This window comes from Trichocoleus sp. FACHB-6, from assembly GCF_014695815.1.
Taxonomy (GTDB): domain Bacteria; phylum Cyanobacteriota; class Cyanobacteriia; order Cyanobacteriales; family FACHB-T130; genus Funiculus; species Funiculus sociatus.
In genome coordinates this window covers 21,270-39,266 of the sequence record NZ_JACJOY010000096.1, presented here as the reverse complement: position 1 = coordinate 39,266, position 17,997 = coordinate 21,270, and the positions used below count along the sequence as shown (strand labels likewise).

At 47.5% G+C, this 17,997-nt stretch carries 16 protein-coding genes; 6 read left to right on the top strand and 10 right to left on the bottom strand.

What is annotated here, in order from left to right:
- The first annotated feature begins 67 nt into the window (after nucleotides 1–67).
- Nucleotides 68–814, top strand: coding sequence for a Uma2 family endonuclease (locus tag H6F66_RS18535; RefSeq protein ID WP_190424009.1), 747 nt, complete (start codon nucleotides 68–70; stop codon nucleotides 812–814).
- A 24-nt stretch (nucleotides 815–838) separates the two neighbouring features.
- Here H6F66_RS18535 and H6F66_RS18530 read toward each other — a convergent pair whose 3' ends face one another.
- A complete protein-coding gene (locus tag H6F66_RS18530) occupies nucleotides 839–2,293 on the bottom strand; it encodes a PLP-dependent aminotransferase family protein (RefSeq protein ID WP_190424110.1) in 1,455 nt (484 codons plus the stop codon).
- Between the two features lie 123 nt (nucleotides 2,294–2,416).
- Between H6F66_RS18530 and H6F66_RS18525 the strand changes: the two genes are divergently transcribed.
- Together H6F66_RS18525 and H6F66_RS18520 are read left to right on the top strand one after the other, a co-directional pair.
- Complete coding sequence (locus H6F66_RS18525; RefSeq protein WP_190424109.1) at nucleotides 2,417–2,890, top strand: GNAT family N-acetyltransferase; 474 nt, start codon at nucleotides 2,417–2,419, stop codon at nucleotides 2,888–2,890.
- 66 nt (nucleotides 2,891–2,956) lie between these two features.
- Nucleotides 2,957–3,631, top strand: a complete 675-nt coding sequence (locus H6F66_RS18520; protein WP_190424007.1) for a pyridoxamine 5'-phosphate oxidase family protein — start codon at nucleotides 2,957–2,959, stop codon at nucleotides 3,629–3,631.
- A 65-nt stretch (nucleotides 3,632–3,696) separates the two neighbouring features.
- Here the strand turns inward: H6F66_RS18520 and H6F66_RS18515 are convergent, their stop codons facing one another.
- Both H6F66_RS18515 and ribBA read right to left on the bottom strand, forming a co-directional pair.
- The gene (locus tag H6F66_RS18515; RefSeq protein WP_190424005.1) at nucleotides 3,697–4,683 is read right to left on the bottom strand and encodes a tetratricopeptide repeat protein; all 987 of its coding nucleotides are present in this window, start codon (nucleotides 4,681–4,683) and stop codon (nucleotides 3,697–3,699) included.
- 61 nt (nucleotides 4,684–4,744) lie between these two features.
- Nucleotides 4,745–6,445, bottom strand: coding sequence for a bifunctional 3,4-dihydroxy-2-butanone-4-phosphate synthase/GTP cyclohydrolase II (gene ribBA / locus H6F66_RS18510; protein ID WP_347269403.1), 1,701 nt, complete (start codon nucleotides 6,443–6,445; stop codon nucleotides 4,745–4,747).
- Between the two features lie 170 nt (nucleotides 6,446–6,615).
- Here ribBA and H6F66_RS18505 point away from each other — a divergent pair, with 170 nt between their 5' ends.
- Together H6F66_RS18505 and argC are read left to right on the top strand one after the other, a co-directional pair.
- Complete coding sequence (locus H6F66_RS18505) at nucleotides 6,616–6,831, top strand: helix-turn-helix transcriptional regulator (RefSeq protein ID WP_313931015.1); 216 nt, start codon at nucleotides 6,616–6,618, stop codon at nucleotides 6,829–6,831.
- Between the two features lie 338 nt (nucleotides 6,832–7,169).
- Nucleotides 7,170–8,231 (top strand): N-acetyl-gamma-glutamyl-phosphate reductase, encoded by a 1,062-nt coding sequence (gene argC, locus H6F66_RS18500; RefSeq protein ID WP_190424004.1) that lies wholly within the window; start codon nucleotides 7,170–7,172, stop codon nucleotides 8,229–8,231.
- A gap of 90 nt (nucleotides 8,232–8,321) precedes the next feature.
- Here argC and eno read toward each other — a convergent pair whose 3' ends face one another.
- On the bottom strand, nucleotides 8,322–9,614 hold the full coding sequence (gene eno, locus H6F66_RS18495; protein ID WP_190424001.1) for a phosphopyruvate hydratase: 1,293 nt from the start codon (nucleotides 9,612–9,614) through the stop codon (nucleotides 8,322–8,324).
- Between the two features lie 330 nt (nucleotides 9,615–9,944).
- Between eno and gloA the strand changes: the two genes are divergently transcribed.
- Nucleotides 9,945–10,373: a lactoylglutathione lyase gene (gene gloA, locus H6F66_RS18490; RefSeq protein WP_190423999.1), complete on the top strand. Its 429-nt coding sequence runs from the start codon at nucleotides 9,945–9,947 to the stop codon at nucleotides 10,371–10,373.
- 324 nt (nucleotides 10,374–10,697) lie between these two features.
- Here gloA and tkt read toward each other — a convergent pair whose 3' ends face one another.
- The 6 genes from tkt to H6F66_RS18460 form a co-directional block, all read right to left on the bottom strand.
- On the bottom strand, nucleotides 10,698–12,710 hold the full coding sequence (gene tkt, locus H6F66_RS18485) for a transketolase (protein ID WP_190423997.1): 2,013 nt from the start codon (nucleotides 12,708–12,710) through the stop codon (nucleotides 10,698–10,700).
- A 202-nt stretch (nucleotides 12,711–12,912) separates the two neighbouring features.
- Nucleotides 12,913–14,163, bottom strand: coding sequence for a beta-ketoacyl-ACP synthase II (gene fabF, locus H6F66_RS18480; RefSeq protein ID WP_190423994.1), 1,251 nt, complete (start codon nucleotides 14,161–14,163; stop codon nucleotides 12,913–12,915).
- 206 nt (nucleotides 14,164–14,369) lie between these two features.
- Complete coding sequence (gene acpP / locus H6F66_RS18475) at nucleotides 14,370–14,621, bottom strand: acyl carrier protein (RefSeq protein ID WP_190423992.1); 252 nt, start codon at nucleotides 14,619–14,621, stop codon at nucleotides 14,370–14,372.
- 460 nt (nucleotides 14,622–15,081) lie between these two features.
- On the bottom strand, nucleotides 15,082–16,353 hold the full coding sequence (locus tag H6F66_RS18470) for an ATP-grasp domain-containing protein (RefSeq protein WP_190423990.1): 1,272 nt from the start codon (nucleotides 16,351–16,353) through the stop codon (nucleotides 15,082–15,084).
- A gap of 54 nt (nucleotides 16,354–16,407) precedes the next feature.
- Nucleotides 16,408–17,334 (bottom strand): isoaspartyl peptidase/L-asparaginase family protein, encoded by a 927-nt coding sequence (locus H6F66_RS18465; RefSeq protein WP_190423988.1) that lies wholly within the window; start codon nucleotides 17,332–17,334, stop codon nucleotides 16,408–16,410.
- Nucleotides 17,335–17,347: 13 nt separating this feature from the next.
- A complete protein-coding gene (locus tag H6F66_RS18460) occupies nucleotides 17,348–17,599 on the bottom strand; it encodes a hypothetical protein (RefSeq protein ID WP_190423986.1) in 252 nt (83 codons plus the stop codon).
- Nucleotides 17,600–17,997: the final 398 nt, after the last annotated feature.

Below are 17,997 nucleotides of genomic sequence, written 5' to 3'. Positions count from 1 at the left end.
AATGAATATGATTGATTTAACTATATTTATTGGATAATTATATTAATAGCTTGCGGAGCTAATCTTTATGGTACAGCACAACCCGGAAATCAGATTACCAACAAGCGCTGAACTTCCTTGTTCGGATGATACACCAGTGGATAACGAAGACCAGAATTTTATCCCGAATTTTCTATTATTCTTGCTAGAGTTCATTTGGGGTAATCGCCTTGACTGGTATTTTGGTGTTGATATGGGCGTCTATCACACGACAGGCGTGAATCCGAGAGTACCCGTGGTGCCAGATGGGTTTCTAAGTTTGGGAGTTGAACGGAGGAAAAACAATGGTTCTCGCTCCAGCTATGTTCTCTGGGAAGAAAATAATATTGCGCCTATTTTTGTCTTAGAAATTGTCTCTCACACCTATGGGGGAGAATACGACACAAAAATGGCAATTTATGCCAATTTAGGTGTGTTGTATTATGTAGTCTATAATCCGAATTTCTGGCGGCGCGACCAAGAACAACCTTTTGAAGTTTACCGTTTAGTAAATGGCTCATATCATTTACAAATCGGAGAACCATTCTGGATGCCAGAAATTGGTTTAGGGATTGGGCGATTTGTGGCTCAAGTAGGAGGCATCCAGCGCGAGGTATTGTACTGGTACGATGCACAAGGCGTGAGGTATCAGACAGGTGAGGAATTAGCTGAAATTGAGCGAAATCAGCGGGAGTTAGCACAACAACAAGCTGAATTGGAACGAAAGCGCTCAAATGAAATGGCTGAGTTACTGGCGAGATATCGCGATCGCTTTGGTGACTTAACCCAAGACTAAGACTTTTTCCTTCCAGCTTCAGGTTCATTTCAAAACTTCCGCCAGCCTGCTAATACCCTCCTCAATTTGTGAAAAAGTGAGTTCAGAGTAACCAAAGATAAACTCGCCTGGGCGATGCGCTTTGAGATAATGAGGTTGGGCGGACATCATCCCCACACCAACTTTCGCCGCACGATGAATAATCTCCTCATCGCTAAAGCTGGTGTACAGTCGCACCATCAAATGAATTCCAGCTTTTTCGCCTAAAATAGTCGCTTGTTCCCCAAAGTGAGCCTTTAAAGCCTGCACTAACACGCTTCGACATTGGTCATAGTGCGATCGCATTCTTCTCAGATGACGTTCTAAATGCCCTTCTTCAATAAAATCCGTCAGGATATACTGCTCTAACAACGGTAACTGGCGATCGCTCAACCACTTGGCGCGGGTAAAGATTGATACTAAATTCTGGGGTAACACTAAATAGCCAATCCGCAACGAGGGAAACAGCACCTTCGAGAAAGTCCCGATATAAAGCACCGAGTCACTTTTATCTAACCCTTGCAAGGCGGGAATCGGGCGATCGCCATAGCGATATTCGCTGTCATAATCATCCTCAATAATCATCGCCCCCGTAGAGTGCGCCCAAGACAGTAACTCTAATCGTCGAGGAAGCGATAGTATCGCCCCAGTAGGAAACTGGTGAGAGGGTGTTACGTAGACAAGTTTAATCGGTTCAGTTGTATCGGCTAAATCCTTGACCAATAAGCCTGACTCATCTACACCGATAGGCAAGAGTTTAGCGCCCTGCGAGAGAAAGATTCGCCGTCCGCTGAGGTAGCCTGGGTCTTCGATCGCGATCGCATCCCCCGGATCGATCAACAAGCGCATCACCATATACAGCGCTTGCTGGCTGCCATTGGTCATGATTACAGAATCGGGGTCGCACTGCACTGCACGGGAACGAGACAGGTAACGGGCGATCGCTTCTCGCAAAGGTCTGTGTCCTTGCGGATCGGTTGCATAGTCCAGCCAAGAGGAGCCTTTGCGACAGTGACTCAACAGCAGCTTGCGCCACAGTTGCATTGGAAATTTATCAAAAGCAGGTCGTCCGTAGCGAAAACTAATCGCGGTGTCCGGTTCACGCATCAAAGAGACATCCGTCTGGGATAAACCTATCCCATACTTGGACAGCTGGCAAAGTGGACGCACAATCTTCTGTTGAGACTCAACGGGCGTACTTCGCAGCATCAGGTCGGGGAGTTGATCGCAGACAAACGTCCCACAACCTACGATGGTCTGGATATAGCCTTCGCTGAGCAGTTGCTCATAACTTTGGGTAACGGTAGTACGAGAAATCCCTAAAGATTTGGAGAGCGATCGCGTTGAAGGAATGCGCTCTTTTGGCGCTAAACGTCCGCTCAAAATAGCTTGACGCAGTTCTTCGTATAGCTGTCGATGTAAGGGTACTGCATTGCTGTCGAGGGCGATCGCTAAATCCATAATTACCCGCTTGAGATAATCAGACCAAAGTGGACTGATATTAGATCCCAAAAGTGGCTCTTGTAGAAGACCACTTTCAAGATTACTCTAACAGAGAAACAAGCGTGAACCCGTATCGTGGTGATGGGACAAGAAATCCATATCAGAGAGGCTTTTCCAGAGGAAGATTCCCGAATTGCTGAACATTTTTATCAAATGTGGCTGGATAATCATGTTCCTTCTGACTCAATAGAGTCAGACTGGCTCGACATTACGCTCCAGTTTATAGAACGCGCTCGAAAAGAGCGATCCTACAAAGCTTTTGTTGCGGAGGTTGATAGTAGAGCGATCGCTTCAGCCAGTTGTCAGCTGTTTGCTGGTCTTTACCCGCATATCCTCAAGCAGGAATCTCGCAACTATGGATACATCTGGGGAGTTTACGTTGAACCGCCTCACCGCAGACAGGGACTTGCCAAGAAACTCACACTTTTTGCAATCGACCATCTGAAATCGCTTAACTGCACAAGGGTTATCCTACACGCTTCTCCATCAGGTAAGCCAGTTTACTCTAGTCTTGGCTTCAGTGAAAGCAACGAGATGCGGTTTAATTTGGTGTGATTAAAGAGACATTATCAACCGTCTATAAGCCGTGAAAGGTATTAAATACTACTAGGAGGAGAAATCATGAGTTCTTTAGAACATGAACAGTTTACCGCTACGCAACGCAGCACCGTCAAGCGTCTTCCTCAACGCGCAGATTATGGTCAGGTTATCTATCAAATTTTGGATGAAGGGTTAGTATGCCATGTTGGATTTGTCGTAGACGGTCAGCCTTTTGTCATTCCTACTGCTTATGGGAGGGTGGGAGACAAGCTGTATATTCATGGATCGCCTGCTAGCCGGATGTTGCGATCGCTGTCCAACGGAATTGAAGTCTGCGTTACAGTCACCCTGCTGGATGGGCTGGTACTGGCAAGGTCTGCCTTCCACCACTCAATGAATTATCGCTCAGTTGTCATCTTTGGCACAGCGATGATTGTGGAAAACCCTGAAAAAAAGCTGGAAGCACTCCTCGCCTTTACCGAACACGTAATACCGGGGCGATGGGCAGAGGTGCGATCACCAAGTCGTCAGGAACTTCAAGGAACCTTGGTACTCTCCCTACCCCTGAATGAGGCATCAGCTAAGGTGCGGACTGGCGATCCTAACGATGACGAAGCAGACTACGACTTACCCGTGTGGGCGGGTGTTGTTCCCCTGAAATTAACTGCTGCTGCGCCAATTGCCGATTCTCGTTTACAGCCGGGAATCAGTCTGCCCGCTTATGTGCAAAATTACACCCGTGTTTGCGAAAGGTAACTCACCGCAGAACACGATTGGGTGGCAGAAGATAGACACTGGCTAATTCCTATTATTCAGGAGGTCTATCGTAATTGTCGTAGCAATTGCAATGCTTTTTGATAATCAGCAGTCATACCTTGATCGCTAAAAAGTTCTGCTGCTGCTTGTAAATCCTGAATTGCGCCTTTTGCATCGCCTGTTTCGTAGCGAATTAACCCCCGATTTCCGAAAGCTTTGGCAAATTTGGGAGAAATAGATATTGCCTCACTATAGTCATCAATTGCTGCTTGAGGATTACCAATTAAATGACGGGCAATTGCCCGATTGTAGTAAGCTGCTGCATTGTTAGGATCGCGCTGGATAGCTTGGTCATAATCCGCGATCGCTTCTTCTATATCTCCCATTCGCCGCCGAAGAATCCCTCGGTTGTAATAAGCTTCTGCTAAATTCGGATTGAGACTCGCCGCTTTAGTAAAATCGGCAATTGCTTCCTTTGTTTCACCTAATTTAACGCGAACATTTCCCCGGTTCACATAGGCGTTGGCATAGTTAGGTTGTATCCGAATTGCTTTGCTTAAATCCTCAAAAGCCGCTTTAGAATCGCCTAACCCACTCAGCGCATTTCCCCGATTATAGTAAGCGAGCGCATTCTTTGAATTAAGCTTCAGCGCTGCGGTGTAATCTTCAATTGCTTCTCGATAATTTTTTTGTTCAGCATATACAGCACCCCGACTTAAGTACGCATCAGTATTTTTAGGATTCAACCCCAACACAGAGGTATAGTCTGCGATCGCACCTGAATTATCTCCTAGCTGACGCTTTGCCAAACCCCGGCGATAATAAGCTTTTTCCAAGGTGGAATCCAGGCGCAGTGCTTCATTGAAATCTATGACAGCATCGCTGTAGTCACCTTTGTTATACTTTTGTTCGCCCCGGTTAAACAATTGCTCAGCACTTAATTGAGCCAATACTGGGGACTGGGGGCTGGGGATTAGGGAATGGGGATTGAGGGATAATCCACTCAGTAGAATCGCCAGTCCCAAAATTTTTATGGTGTATTGATATTGCATGGCTTTATCCAATTTTGGATTTTAGATTTTAGATTTTTGTCTTCAATCCAAAATCTAAAATCTAAAATCCCTGAAAACTGTAGATTTTTTGAGTTTCTAAGTTGTCACAAACAGAGGAAGGTAAAGTACCTATGGGGAAGGTTTGCCGATCTAGCTGAATTTGTAACCCTGTCAGCGGGTCTAACCCAGTTGAAATCATAAATTCCAGCCCTTCCAAATGTTGCCATTGCGATAAAGCATCAAGAATTTGCGCGATCGCTTTCACATAAGGATGACCATTGTCTTGATACCAATCGGATGCTGCCAGATGCGGTTGGTCAAAACCCAAGTGAACAGTTAGGGATGGTTTCCCAAAAACCGCGATCGCTACAGGTCGCGTTTCTTCCTGCAACAACAAATCGTGACTTCTGGCCAAATGCCGCAGTTTATCCAATCTTTCGTAGCGTTCCGTTACCTGCGGTTCATCCTGCCAGTGCAGCGCTACTGTAACTAAATACGTCTGCAACAGCATATGACCCAACTTTTGGGCTTTTGTCGCTAGATAAATCGAATTATAATCATTTGCCTCAATTAACAACGGCACCCGATCTACCACCTCCAAACCGTACCCTTTCAACCCAGCAATTTTGCGGGGATTATTAGTAATCAAGCAAATTTTTGTTATACCTAAATCGTTGAGAATTTGCGCTCCTACCCCATAATTCCGCAAATCGGCCGGAAATCCCAATCGCTCATTTGCTTCTACAGTATCCAGCCCCATATCTTGCAAAGAATAGGCTTTCAACTTATTAATTAGACCAATCCCCCGCCCTTCTTGCCGCAGGTAGACCACAACACCTGCTCCGGCATTTTCAATCATTTTCAGCGCCGCTTGCAGCTGCATTCGGCAGTCGCAACGCAGAGAACCCAAAGCATCACCAGTCAGACATTCCGAGTGCATCCGCACCATCACCTTTTTGTCATTAAAATCAGCTGGGTTGCCCTTAACAATAGCAACTGTTTCTGATTGATCTAAGGTGTTGCGGTAAGCGTAAATTTGGAAATTGCCAAACTGAGTAGGCAATTCGGCAATTGTTTCTCGACAGACGAATCTTTCGTGATTGAGGCGGTAACTAATTAAGTCAGCAATACTGATAATTTTCAGATTGTGCATCTTGGAGTATTCTACTAACTCCGGCAACCGCGCCATCGAACCATCGGGATTTTGAATTTCGCAGATCACCCCAGCTGGATATAATCCTGCCAATTTTGGCAAGTCAACCCCGGCTTCTGTATGACCCGCCCGTTTCAAAACGCCACCTTCCCGCGCCCGTAGAGGGAATATGTGACCCGGACGGCGCAAGTCTTGTGGGGATGTTGCGGGATTGATAGCTACCTGGATCGTCAGCGCCCTATCTTCAGCAGAAATTCCTGTGCGTACACCCATAGTAGGGGAGGCATCGATGCTGATGGTGAAGGCGGTTTGGTTGCTGTCGGTGTTGTTGCTAACCATCAAGGGCAGATCGAGTTCATCCAAGCGATCGCCTGTCAGCGCCAGACAAATCAGACCCCGCGCATACACCGCCATGAAATTGATCGTGTCCGGCGTGGCGAACTGCGCCGCACAAATCAAATCACCTTCGTTTTCCCGACTCTCATCATCCACTACCACGACCATCCGCCCAGCTTTGAGGTCTGCTAAGGCAGCATCAATCGAGTCAAATTTAAACGTTTGGTTTGAAGCAGCGCGATGCTTCACATCTTGGCTTTGAGGCAATTCCACAGAAGCAATAAACCGTAAAAAACTATCTCTCTTGATAGTAGCCTGTTGCCACCACTAAGAGGGGTAGTCACTTAGATTATAGAGCGATGCGCTAACGCGCGATCGCTCACACTTGATACTTATAGTCTGTGGCACAATCGGTAGTTGAAGTATCATCCTTTCTCCTAATAGTGGCACCTGAGCTTGAAAAATTTGGCGAACAAGTCCGACAACTGAGAAAAGCACTAGGGCTTTCTCAGGAAGATTTGGCAGAACTGACAGATTTACACCGCACCTACATTGGCGGAATTGAGCGCGGTGAAAGAAACGTTGCTTTAATCAATATTGTCCGCTTAGCAAAAGCCTTAAATGTGTCACCGAGTGAACTATTAAAAGGAATTGAATGACAGGATTGACACAACTTATATAGGAATTGCAATATATCAGCATGGTGATGAATAAAACTAATTAGAATCCCCAGGAAAGCCAAAACTATTTAGCAGCAGCAGTGCTTTTATTAACTGAATAAATTACTAAATTATCGGAGCAATATACGATTAGTTGCTATAGTTAGCCTTGAATCCCGGCAACTAACATTGTTGCGCTGGACGATTATGTTAAAATTTCTACCACCAAATCTTAGTTTTGATACTACAATGCAGCAAAAGTAGCTTTGTGCGATCGCTTTGACTTTGGCTGATTACTGACCGCTTAAAATTAAAGATTTTTAGGAAACAAGAGCATCATGGGTGAATTAGGACGTGTGCCAGTTGGAATTGTTGGCGCATCGGGCTATGGTGGTGTGCAACTGGTCAGACTCTTGAAGGAGCATCCGGGAGTCGAACTGGTTTACTTAGGTGGCGAAAGTAGTGCTGGAAAGCCATTTTCCGACCTCTACCCGCATCTAGGCCATTGCGTTGACTTAAACATAGAACCCCTGGATTTAGACACCATTGCCAGTCGCTGTAAAGTCGTTTTTCTCTCCTTGCCGAATGGTCTTGCCTATCAGATGGCACCAGCATTGGTGGCGAAGGGGTGCAAAGTGCTGGATTTATCGGCTGACTACCGATTTTTTGACTTGGAAACATACCAATCCTGGTATGGTGGCGATCGCGCAGATCGAGAAATTGCTGCCACAGCAGCTTATGGCTTACCGGAACTATATCGCGATCGCATTGCCGAAGCCTCGCTAATAGGTTGTGCTGGTTGCTACCCCACCGCGAGTCTCCTGGCACTCTCACCACTCTTAAAGCAAGGATTAATCTTGTCAGAAACCGCCATTATCGATGCCAAATCCGGCACATCTGGCGGCGGACGGCAAGCAAAAACCAATCTGTTACTAGCTGAGGCTGACAACTCGCTTGGCCCTTACGGAGTCGGCGGAAGGCACCGCCATACCCCAGAAATTGAGCAAGTTTGTAGCGATTTGGCTGGACACGAAGTCAGAGTACAATTTACCCCGCACCTGATCCCGATGGTGCGCGGAATTTTAGCCACCGTCTACGCCACCCTGCGCGATCCCGGACTGGTGCGAGAAGATTTACTGACCATTTACAAAGCCTTCTACCGCTCATCTCCTTTCGTCAAAATGTTACCAGGCGGCACTTACCCACAAACAAAGTGGGCTTGCGGCACCAATTTATGTTATATCGGCATCGAAGTTGATCCCCGCACCGACCGCGTAATAGTTATGTCAGCAATTGACAACTTAGTCAAAGGGCAAGCAGGTCAAGCCCTCCAGTGTCTCAACCTAATGATGGGTTGGGAAGAAACACTTGGGTTGCCAACTATGGGCTTTTACCCATGAATAAGACACCTCATATTCTCGTTCCCAGGCTGAGCCTGGGAACGAGGGGGTGGGAGGCTGAGCCTCCCGTACCGAAAACTGCGGGGATGGCTAAATTGTTGGCCCCATACCTACAGTAGCGGCATAAGTTGCGCGATCGCCCAATTCATCTTCAATTCGCAGCAAGCGGTTATATTTCGCTACCCGTTCGCTGCGGCACAGAGAACCAGTTTTGATTTGACCTGCGCGAGTTGCTACGGCTAAATCGGCAATTGTCGTGTCTTCAGTTTCGCCGGAACGATGGCTGATAATCGACCGGAAACCATTGCGGGTAGCTAGGTCGATAGTTGCCAAAGTTTCCGTTAGAGAACCAATTTGATTAAGTTTAATCAGGATTGAATTAGCAGCTGCCTGTTCAATTCCTTTTTGTAATCGAATCGGGTTGGTAACAAATAAATCGTCACCAACAAGTTGCACAGATGCGCCCACTTTCTGCGTCAAAAGTTTCCAACTTTCCCAGTCTTCCTCATGCAAACCATCCTCAATGGAAATAATCGGATATTGCCCGGCTAACTTCGCCATATACTCAATAAAATCAGCAGGCGAATGGGATGCTCCATCGTAAACATACTGACCATCTTTGTAGAACTCGCTAGCGGCAACATCCAGAGCCAAAGCAACTTGTTCCCCTGGTTTATAACCAGCCTTCTCTATTGCCGCTACCAACAATTCTAAAGCCGCTTGATTCGACTCTAAATTTGGCGCAAAACCGCCTTCATCCCCTACGCCTGTCAGCAAATTCTTATCCTTCAACACCTTAGCTAAAGCCGCAAACACTTCAGCACCCCAACGCAGTGCTTCTCGGAAAGAAGTTGCCCCAATAGGCACAATCATGAATTCTTGGAAATCAACATTATTATCAGCGTGAGCGCCACCGTTAATCACATTCATCAACGGTACTGGCAACACATTCGATAACGGCCCCCCCAAATAGCGATAAAGAGGCAATTCTAGAGTCGCAGCAGCAGCTTTAGCATTTGCCAGCGAGACGGCAAGAATAGCATTTGCGCCCAGGTTCGATTTATTTTCCGAGCCATCGATTTGAATCATCGTGGTATCAATCAACACCTGATCCAGCGCGTCCAACTCCATTAATTCAGGCGCGATTTTCTCCTCAACATTCTTCACCGCCGTGAGGACACCTTTCCCACCGTAGCGGCTTTTATCATCATCCCGCAGTTCGTGTGCCTCAAAAGTCCCTGTAGATGCTCCACTGGGAACCTGAGCCAGCCCCACCGCACCGTTGATCAGATAAACTTCTGCTTCCACTGTCGGACGACCGCGAGAGTCGAGAATTTCACGAGCCACAATAGCGTCAATGGCTGTATCTGGCGTGTTCATCATTTTGTTTCACCCTTAATAGCAAGATTGCAAGTGGCTCACATTTATGCAGGCCTTCAATCGGCTTTTAGCCCAATACAGTTCAGATATTTCGTTGTCACACATTTGCTCCCCCTAGTCCCCTTCTTCAAAGGAGGTATTTTCAAAGCCCCCGAATTTATCGGGGTATCCTCAAAGCCCCCATAAATTCGGGGGTTGGGGGGATTTACGTTACAAATTTGTTGACATCTAGTAGTCTCACTGAACTGGATCAGGTTTTGTAGCCCGATTGTTAGAATACGTCCTGAACGGACACTCAAGCGTCATATTAAGAAGGAATTTGGGATTAAAACGATGCGAATGCTACACACCATGCTGAGAGTCGGCAACTTAGAAGAGTCTTTGAAATTTTACTGCGAACTGCTGGACATGAAGTTGCTGCGCCAAAAAGATTATCCTGGCGGCGAATTTACCCTGGCTTTTGTGGGTTATGGCGATGAGTCTGACCACACGGTGTTAGAACTAACCTACAACTGGGGCAAAGAACAGTACGATTTGGGAGATGCCTACGGTCACATTGCTATTGGTGTTGATGATATTTACGCCACCTGTAATGAAATAAAGGCGCGTGGCGGCAAAGTCTCGCGGGAACCAGGGCCCATGAAGCATGGTTCGACGGTGATAGCCTTTGTGGAAGACCCGAATGGATACAAGGTGGAGTTGATTCAACTGGGGACTCAGGGTGCCCAAAAGCAGGAAGCGGCTGAAGCAGCAAGTCGCTAGGTTTGCGATGTCGCTCGCACCCTTATAGGGTAGGGCTATACAGACAAAGCCCGCTCACCATCCGGGCTTTTTTTGCGTCCTACTCAATACTTCTTTTGTTAGTGATGTTCATCTTTTCTAAAAATTAGCTGCGGTGGACTAGACAGCAATTATACTGAGACATTAGGAGTACAAGTTGTCACAAAAAGAACAAGTTGTAAATAAAAAGCTCAATACTGGCGAGGTTGTCGCCCCGCCAGCTTGTTGGCGAAGCATATCTGTATTTTTGCTAATAAAAAAGGGGCGGTCAAAATGCCCACCCCTCAAGAGATTATTGAGTTGTTATTAACCGAGCAATTCTTTAGCCTTGGCAACTACGTTGTCAACAGTGAAGCCGAACTTCTCTAGAGCCACGGGGCCGGGGGCGGAAACGCCAAAACGGTCAACGCTGATCATTGCACCTTCACTGCCAATGTAACGGCACCAACCGAAGCTAGAAGCTGCTTCCACAGCTAAGCGCTTAGTGACACCTTTAGGTAACACAGACTCGCGGTAAGCCGCATCCTGCGCGTCGAACAGTTCCCAGCTAGGTATCGAGACTACGCGGACTTTCTTGCCTTCACCGCGCAGCTTGTCGGCTGCACCAGCGCAGAGTTGAAGTTCGCTACCTGTACCCATCAGGATGATATCAGGAGTGCCATCGCTGTCAGAGAGGGTGTAAGCACCCTTAGCCACGCCTTCAATAGAAGTGCCAGGCAAGTTGGGCTGTGCTAGACGAGACAGCGCCAGCAACGTCGGGCGATTTTGGTTAGCAGCTTCAATCGCTACCTTATAAGAACCAGAGGTTTCGTTACCATCAGCAGGACGAATCACTGTTAGCTGGGGAATTACCCGCAGAGATGCGATGGTTTCAACTGGTTGGTGGGTGGGTCCATCTTCACCTAGCTGGATGGAGTCGTGGGTCATCACCCAGATAGCACCTGCGTGGGACAATGCTGAAATACGAATCGCCGCCCGCATATAGTCAGCAAAAACTAAGAAGGTGGCACCGTAAGGGATTAATCCGGAACCATGTAGAGCAATGCCGTTACAAATGGCTCCCATGCCGTGTTCGCGGACACCAAAGCGGATGTTGCGATTTTCGTAATGACCGGGCTGGAAGTCGCCGGAAGACTTGAGCAAGGTCATGCAGGAGTGAGCTAAGTCAGCAGAACCGCCAATTAATCCGGGGACAACATCAGCTAAGGCGTTGAGGCACTTACCAGACTGATTGCGGGTGGAATCTGCCTTATCTTCGGGGGTGTAGGTGGGTAGTACCTTCTCCCAACCTTCTGCCAGTTTGCCGCTGAGCATTTGTTCTAGTTGGGCTGCTTCGGCACCATACTTGGCTTTGTAATCGGCGAAGTTCTTATTCCACTCTTCCTCGTACTTAGCACCGCGTTCAACGGCTTTGCGCCAATGGTTGAGGGCATCTTCTGGAACCTGAAAAGGCTCGTATTCCCAACCAAGTTTTTCACGGGTTGCAGTTACTTCTGAGCCACCCAATGCGGAACCGTGGACACCTGCGGTATTGGCTTTATTGGGGGAGCCGTAACCAATGGTGGTGCGGACTTTGATCATTGAGGGCTTATCGGTGACAGCTTTTGCTGCTTCAATTGCTTTGTGAATTGCCTCTAGGTCGGTGTTGCCGTCTTCTACAGTCAGGACGTGCCAACCGTAAGCTTCAAAGCGCTTACCGACATCTTCGGTGAAAGCTAGGTCAGTGGAGCCATCGATGGAAATGTGGTTGTCATCGTATAGGGCAATGAGTTTACCCAAACCCAAGTGTCCCGCCAAGGAACAAGCTTCGCCGGAAACACCTTCCATGTTGCAACCATCACCTAAAATTACATAGGTATAGTGGTCTACGATGGTGCTATCAGGCTTGTTAAACTTAGCTGCTAGGTGAGCTTCCGCGATCGCTAAGCCTACAGCGTTAGAAATACCTTGTCCCAATGGCCCCGTCGTGACTTCCACTCCAGATGTCATGAAGTTTTCCGGGTGTCCTGGGGTTCTTGATTCCCACTGACGGAACTCCTTGATGTCTTCCAGCGTCACGCTGTCGTAGCCAGCTAGATACAGCAGAGCATACTGTAACATCGAGCCGTGTCCAGCGGAGAGGACAAAGCGATCGCGGTTAAACCACTTGGGATTTTTCGGGTTAAACCGCATAAAGCGATCCCAAAGCACAAATGCCATCGGTGCAGCGCCCATTGGTAGCCCTGGATGGCCTGATTTTGCCTTCTCTACGGCATCAATCGCCAGAAAGCGGATGGAATTAATACAAAGCTCTTCGAGTGATTGGGTTGCAACAACCATGATTTATTCTACTTAACGACGGGTTAGCACGCTTTTTGGATGAGCTGGAAATTGAATGCTCTGGGATCGCCCTAAGCACCCATTACCCGATTATCATCCCATTAGCAGGACTTATGGGCAAGGTGTGGAAAAGACGAAATTATGGAAGATGAAGACCAAAAAGTTTGAGTCTTCACCCGACCTATTTATATTTTTATCGCCTCTAGACGTACTTTTTAAATGCTAAGGTTACGTTGTGACCGCCAAATCCGAAAGAATTTGACAGTGCTACGTCTACTTTTGAAGAGCGACTTGTGTGGGGGACATAATCGAGATCGCACCCCTCATCGGGATTTTCCAAGTTGATTGTGGGTGGAATTTGGTCGTTGGCAACTGCCATCACCGTAGCGACTGCTTCAATACCACCGCTTCCGCCTAAAAGATGACCAGTCATGGACTTGGTGGAGCTAATTGCTACTTTGTAGGCACTTTCGCCCAAAGCTTTTTTTATCGCGGCTGTTTCCGTGACATCATTCGCCTGGGTACTGGTGCCGTGGGCGTTGATGTAGCTTACCAGATCGGGAGTTAAGGAGGCATCCTTTAAAGCCATTTGCATAGCTCTGAAGGCACCTTCGCCGCCGGGAACTGGTGCTGTCATGTGATAGGCATCGCAAGTCATGCCGTAACCGACAACTTCGGCATAAATTCTGGCTCCCCGACTGAGGGCGTGTTCCAATTCTTCTAGAATGAGAATGCCAGCGCCTTCGCCCATGACAAAGCCATCGCGATCGCGATCAAACGGACGAGAAGCTTTTTGCGGGTCATCATTGCGCGTTGAAAGCGCCCGCAACGCACAAAATCCAGCGAACGACAAAGGCGTTACCGCCGCTTCTGTCCCACCGCAGATCATTGCCTGAGCATATCCTCGCTGAATCAAGCGAAAAGCATCTCCTACCGCATTAGAACCTGCGGCACAAGCTGTCACCGTGCAGTTGTTTGGCCCTTTAGCACCCGTGTGAATTGCTGTTAACCCAGCTGCCATGTTGGCGATCATCATGGGAATCATAAACGCACTACACCGATCCGGGCCGCGATTCAGGTAGACTTCTTGCTGGTCTTCGAGTACCTTTATACCGCCAATACCCGTACCAATGATGATGCCCACTTGTTCTGCATTCAGATCGTTGATGACAAATTTAGCGTCTGCGATCGCTTGTTTGCTGGCACTAACCGCAAACTGGGCAAATCGATCCATCCGCTTAGCTTCCTTACGATCCAGGTACTCGTGGGGATCGAATCCTTTTACCTCCCCAGCAAAGCGGCAATCGTGCTTAGATGGATCGAACAAGGTTATTGGGGCTATTCCATTGCGACCGCTCAACAACCCTGCCCAATAATCAGCCAAATTGTTGCCAATCGGTGTAATCGCGCCGAGACCTGTTACAACAACCCGCTTGCATTCAAAATTTGTCATGATGCCAATACTAAAAGGGTTTTTACACCCAGAACGCGGAAACACTATACAGAACTGACTGAGCTAAGAATACTGAGAACTTCAGTATCACTTACTATTTTCAACTATCGCCCTCGCGTCGGGGCGAGTGCGTACACATTGTGTTAATCCAATGTTAGAAGAAATTTTCGTCTTACCCGCCCCTACAGCACTCAGCACACTAGAATTTATGCCGAAGCCGTGACTTTGTTGTTGATGTAGTCCACAACGGCTTGAACAGTGGCAATCTGTTCAGCTGCTTCGTCTGGAATTTCGATATCAAACTCTTCTTCTAGGGCCATGACGAGTTCAACCGTATCCAGGGAATCCGCTCCCAGATCGTTAGCAAAGTTCGCTTGCGGCACTACTTGATCGGGTTCAACCTCTAGTTGTTCCGCCACAATCTTCTTGACTCTTGCAAAAATTTCCTCTTGGCTCATATTAATCCTCTACCCAGTCTCCAGAACTTGCTATATAGGGTGATACGGTTTTTAAGCATTTTTTCATCTTATCTGAAAGAGGGACAACAAAAGCGATAGATAGTCGCTTATCCAAGTGGCACTTAGTTGGAGTCGGGGAGCAGCACACTGGGAAACAGGGACATTGAGTTACCACAACAATCTGAAAACTCCGCCCACAAAGCTTTTCAGCTCACTGCGATCAGAATAAAATTTAAATAATACTAATAACAATCCTGAAATCTACAACGGTTGTCTGTGGACTCAAATACAAGACTTAACGCCCAGCCTGCTCACTCCCTCCCCAGTGGGGAAGATCGGGAAAAATTTTTATCTTTATCCTTACAAGGGAGATTTTTGTCGCTCTCGTGACGAGACACTACAAACGAAGAGATATATCGCAACTCCTTCAAGGGCTGCGATATATTGAGCCAAGACTTATTTAGCTAACCAACTGCAATCCCTTATTATGCAGGCTCTGCTCAATGCTCTGCATCTCCTCAAGGGTTTCTCCAGCGACGATTCCGTAAATTTCTGTGTAGATTTTGCCATATTTAACCTTCTCCAGAGCCGACAGGATCGTGAAGTCGTGGCGCTCTAGTTCTGGCTTTAGGTTGACTAGAATCGACTCCAAGGTTCCATCCATACGGTAGTCACTGGAATAGGTAGCGACTTCCTTCCCTAGTTCCAGCAGCATATGACGCTGCAAGCAGAGGGGCGTTGAGCCATTAACTCGAAAATTGGCATCAATAGCGTAAAGGTCGCCGTCTTTATTTTCCAACACGTCGAACCCGATAACGCCGAAATATCCCTGCTGGTGAGCATACTGACCGACAGCAGCAATCATCTCATAGAACTTGCTCATGTCAGTACGGTAGTGAATCAGTCCCCCTAGATATTTGCCGTCAGGGGTGACGAGTTGCTGAGTAACACCGATCAGGGTGATGTCTCCTACCTTGTTGACGTAAAACTGCACGCAGTAGTTTTGCACTTCATCTTTGACGAACTCCGAGACGATGATGGTATCCACCAGCTTGATAGCCAGATATTTCCTGATTTCTTCCAAACAGTAGTTCAGGTGGCTGGCGCTTTTGATAATATAAGTACCTTCGCCTGAGAGTCCGTGAGATGTTTTGATCAAGTAGGGGAATTGCTCTGGTAACTTAATCTCATCAACATTGCAGGTGTGCAGATTGTAGCTCTGATACTTTGGGCAGGGCATCCCAAGATCGGCTAACGTCACTTTGCTCAGGAGACGGTAGTGAGTATCTGGATCGACAGCGTGCTTCTGGGGAAGTAAACCATCGAAAGGGAATAAGGTAATAACTCGCTCGAAGCGATCGCTCTGATTGAGTTCATCTAAATAAACCTGCCGATCCAACAGTTCCAAATTGTTGTAGCCAAAGCCAAAACACTCTCGCCAGTAGTCAATCAACAGGTCTGGCGGCGGACTAAGAATAATACCGGGAATGGTATCCCCCAGAACCGCCAGGTTTTTCCAAGGTTCCTTCTCACCAATCTTGTCATAGCCAGTTTTGGTGGCTTCATCACTACCGTCTTGAAGGAAGTATTTTTTCGTGTTGGGATAAGTTGCCCAACTAGCAGTCGCGGGGTAATTCAAGATGAACGTATACCCCGCATCTGTTACGTCTTGGGCAAACAGCTCAGAAAAAGAACTTCCTTGGAAATACTGGAAGTTGTATTGATGGTTCATAGGGAGATACCTGGAGGTCTCAAAACCGTTACTTACCAGAAGCAGTCAAAGCAATTATGCGCTTTTAGCGAAACGCTCGTCTTCCTTCTTTGTAAATACTGCTGCCTGATCCATTTCTGAGCTTCTATAGCCAACTGCCATGTCTTGGGAATTATACGCCCAACCGATTTGTCCGTGAGGATCTAAAACAATACATCCGGCTTCTCCAGAAACCTGCTGCTTGAGCTTATCAATTGCCATCTGAGCTGCTTCCTCTGGATGACGTGTAGCGGAGCCATTCGAGCTAGGGGAATTGCCCGCCAATAGATCGACAGCAGTCCTAGCCAAACCCACCGGAATTATGGACTCGCCATCGCCTGTCGTTGAGCAAGCGCCCTGACTATTGGCGTACAAGCCAGCTCCCACCAGTGCGGTATCGCCTACACGACCTGGTAGTTGGTTCTCAAGACCTCCTGTTGAGGTTCCGGCAACCAAGTTACCATTGACATCCAGCGCCACACAGCCCACAGTAGCAGGGCGATCGTGCGGCGTGTTCTGCTGCTCCCATTCCTCCTCCTGTTCATCACTAATCAAATCGGTTGGCTCACACATCTCGCATCCATGCTTAGCAGCAAAGCGTTCTGCCCCTTCTGCTACAAGCAGCGAGGGCTTTTCCTCTAAAATTTTCCTTGCCACTGAAATCGGATGAGCGATTCGCTGTACTGCTGCCACACCTCCCCACCGCAACTTATCACTTTCCATCATCGCGGCATCCAGGTACACTTCGCCTTCAACGTCGAGGGTTGCACCAATACTGGCATTGAAGGTTGCATCGCTCTCCAGCACTCGGATTGCAGCCTCAACCGCGTCTTTGGCATCACCGCCTTGTTCAAGTACAGCCCAACCTGCCTCGACAGCAGCTAAACAACCTTTTGTATTCGCTGTTGTCTTATCTTCTGAAATGGTTTTTGCTCCACCATGCACGATGATCGCTATTGTCATATTTTTATACCAGCTAAATTGAATTTGAATACAGCACGTTTGGCGTTGACTGATCCTCGCTGGAAGTTTCAACTGCTTTAACTGCCTTGACTTGTTCAAAAACAGTTGCATCAGCAACGACTGGAACCGCGTTACTGCCCATGCGAGGACTCTTGTCTACACGAAGGTTTAACCCTACCTGACTACAAGCAGCCACTACCAAGTTGACGCCCTGTTTAGCAAATTGCAGAACAGTTTCGCGCCTGATATTGCAAGAAACTCCCAAGATGGCGACAACTTGTTGATTGACAAGCTTGCGTTACATCCTTGTCGTTTTTTGCTGATGGCTGGGAATGTTTACGGGGCAGTCGCTTCTTAACAGAATAGATGCCGTTGTTTTACCAAGCTTCTACCGTAGGAGGCGGCTGGCTTGCTCTACAGACGGAGTTCTACATTACGTCAATCTGTATTTTTCGATACATTATTTTTTAAAATTCTGCAAGCGCCAGCGATAGACTGTCCGGTTATTTCAAGGCAGCCTCATCCCAATCAAAAAGTAGCTGTATCTATCCTCACAATGAGATTCAATACCAGCCCATCTGTATACCTACAAACGCCTAACTCACATCGAGAATGGTTTTATGTTTATCTTCGCAACGTGACCTAATAATTTCCCGTTCAAGA

Excerpts from the sequence above, each read along its gene's own strand:
- H6F66_RS18535 (WP_190424009.1), top strand. The coding sequence starts at position 68 with ATGGTACAGCACAACCCGGAAATCAGATTACCAACAAGCGCTGAACTT.
- H6F66_RS18530 (WP_190424110.1), bottom strand. The coding sequence starts at position 2,293 with ATGGATTTAGCGATCGCCCTCGACAGCAATGCAGTACCCTTACATCGA.
- H6F66_RS18525 (WP_190424109.1), top strand. The coding sequence starts at position 2,417 with ATGGGACAAGAAATCCATATCAGAGAGGCTTTTCCAGAGGAAGATTCC.
- H6F66_RS18520 (WP_190424007.1), top strand. The coding sequence starts at position 2,957 with ATGAGTTCTTTAGAACATGAACAGTTTACCGCTACGCAACGCAGCACC.
- H6F66_RS18515 (WP_190424005.1), bottom strand. The coding sequence starts at position 4,683 with ATGCAATATCAATACACCATAAAAATTTTGGGACTGGCGATTCTACTG.
- argC (WP_190424004.1), top strand. The coding sequence starts at position 7,170 with ATGGGTGAATTAGGACGTGTGCCAGTTGGAATTGTTGGCGCATCGGGC.
- eno (WP_190424001.1), bottom strand. The coding sequence starts at position 9,614 with ATGATGAACACGCCAGATACAGCCATTGACGCTATTGTGGCTCGTGAA.
- gloA (WP_190423999.1), top strand. The coding sequence starts at position 9,945 with ATGCGAATGCTACACACCATGCTGAGAGTCGGCAACTTAGAAGAGTCT.
- tkt (WP_190423997.1), bottom strand. The coding sequence starts at position 12,710 with ATGGTTGTTGCAACCCAATCACTCGAAGAGCTTTGTATTAATTCCATC.
- fabF (WP_190423994.1), bottom strand. The coding sequence starts at position 14,163 with ATGACAAATTTTGAATGCAAGCGGGTTGTTGTAACAGGTCTCGGCGCG.
- acpP (WP_190423992.1), bottom strand. The coding sequence starts at position 14,621 with ATGAGCCAAGAGGAAATTTTTGCAAGAGTCAAGAAGATTGTGGCGGAA.
- H6F66_RS18470 (WP_190423990.1), bottom strand. The coding sequence starts at position 16,353 with ATGAACCATCAATACAACTTCCAGTATTTCCAAGGAAGTTCTTTTTCT.
- H6F66_RS18465 (WP_190423988.1), bottom strand. The coding sequence starts at position 17,334 with ATGACAATAGCGATCATCGTGCATGGTGGAGCAAAAACCATTTCAGAA.